The 1550-nt window shown below is 66.6% G+C and carries 2 protein-coding genes and 1 other RNA gene; all 3 read right to left on the bottom strand.

The genetic code is table 11. The annotated features are described in order from the left end of the window. Nucleotides 1-421, bottom strand: a 421-nt coding sequence (mraW, locus tag BIS11_RS17240) for a 16S rRNA (cytosine(1402)-N(4))-methyltransferase (protein ID WP_253586679.1), incomplete at its 3' end; no start/stop codon positions are given. Between the two features lie 49 nt (nucleotides 422-470). Then, an RNA gene (rnpB, locus tag BIS11_RS17245) (RNase P RNA component class A) lies at nucleotides 471-829 on the bottom strand. Nucleotides 830-931: 102 nt separating this feature from the next. Beyond that, on the bottom strand, nucleotides 932-1550 hold a 619-nt coding region (rsmI, locus tag BIS11_RS17250), incomplete at its 5' end, for a 16S rRNA (cytidine(1402)-2'-O)-methyltransferase (RefSeq protein WP_253586680.1).

The raw sequence follows: 1550 nt of genomic DNA on the forward strand, positions 1-1550 counted from the left end.
TCTCGCCCTGGGTCGGGTCCATGCGCATGTCGAGCGGGCCGTTGCGCATGAAGCTGAAGCCGCGCTCCGGGTCGTCGAGCTGCGGCGACGAGACGCCGATGTCCAGCAGCACCCCGGCGAGCTTGCCGTGAAGACCGAGCTCTTTGGCGTACTCGCCCAGACGGGCGAACTCGCGACGGGTGATCGAAAAGCGTGGATCAATGATCCCAGTGGAGGCCTCGATGGCCTGGGGATCGCGATCCATGGCCAGCAGCCGGCCCTCGTCGTTCAAGCGCGAGAGAATCAAGCGCGAGTGTCCGCCGCGCCCGAAGGTGCCGTCGAGATAGACGCCGTCCGGCGCATGCACCAGCACGTCGACCGCGCCGTCTAGCAAGACGCTCGTATGGCGAAAGTCGGTAACGGGCTGGCTTGCAGAGGACATGATACGCTCGCAGGATGTCGAAAGCCCCCGCGCGGGGGCCTTTATGGAAATGGGGAGTCGGCCGATAAGCCGGGTTCTGTCGTGGACAGTCATTCCTCTAGGCGCTTTGTCGCCAAAGCGCTCAAGCAACCTACCCGGACCCAGCGCGGGCCACGCCAACGGGTCCCTATTTGGTCTTGCTCCGAGTGGGGTTTACCATGCCACGCACTGTTACCAGGCGCGCGGTGCGCTCTTACCGCACCCTTTCACCCTTACCGGCCACCAGACGAATCTCGTGGCTTAGGCGGTCTACTCTCTGCTGCACTGGCCGTCGGCTCTCGCCGCCCAGGCGTTACCTGGCACTCTGCCCTGTGGAGCCCGGACTTTCCTCCCCTGCGCACGCGCAGCGGCGACTGTCTGGCCAACTCCGGCGGCAAGCATACCAGCGCCCCGCCCGCGTCTCAATGCCCTGTTTTCAGTGCTAAGTTTGCAGTGCCTCGTTCAAGCGGCGCTTTCAACGCCACGCCATGCTCACGCCTCGGGCTTCATCGCCTGCAGCCGCGCGTACCACTCCTTCTTGCGCCCACCGAGAAGGCTCGCGGCGATATTGGCACCCTGCTTCACGCCCACGCCCTCGTCGTGCAGGGCCTTGAGAAGTCGCTCGTCGTCGATGTCGCGGGCCTGGCGCTCGTCCATCGCCGGGGCGCCGGCGATCATCACCACGAACTCGCCCCGCCCCTGATTGGGGTCGTCGGCGAGAACCCCCAGAAGCTCCTGGGCACTTCCCTGCAGGAAGGTCTCGAAGGTCTTGGTCAGCTCGCGAGCCAGCACGATGGCCCGCCCGGGCAGCTGCTCGGCCAAGGCCTGCAGGGTCTGCTCGATACGGTGGGGCGACTCGTAGAACACCAGGGTCTCCTCGCGCGCGGACCACTTCTCCAGTGCTTGGCGCCGGGCAGCGGGCTTGGCAGGCAGAAAGCCTCCGAAGGTGAAGCGGTCGGTGGGCAGACCCGCGGCACTGAGCGCGGTGACCAGTGCACAGGCGCCGGGCAGCGGCACCACGTGGCGCCGCCGGGCGCGCAGCTCGCGCACCAGCACGAAGCCCGGATCGCTGATCAAGGGGGTGCCGGCATCGCTGATCAAGGCGATGTCC

The organism is Halomonas sp. 707D4, from assembly GCF_024158685.1.
Classification (GTDB): domain Bacteria; phylum Pseudomonadota; class Gammaproteobacteria; order Pseudomonadales; family Halomonadaceae; genus Vreelandella.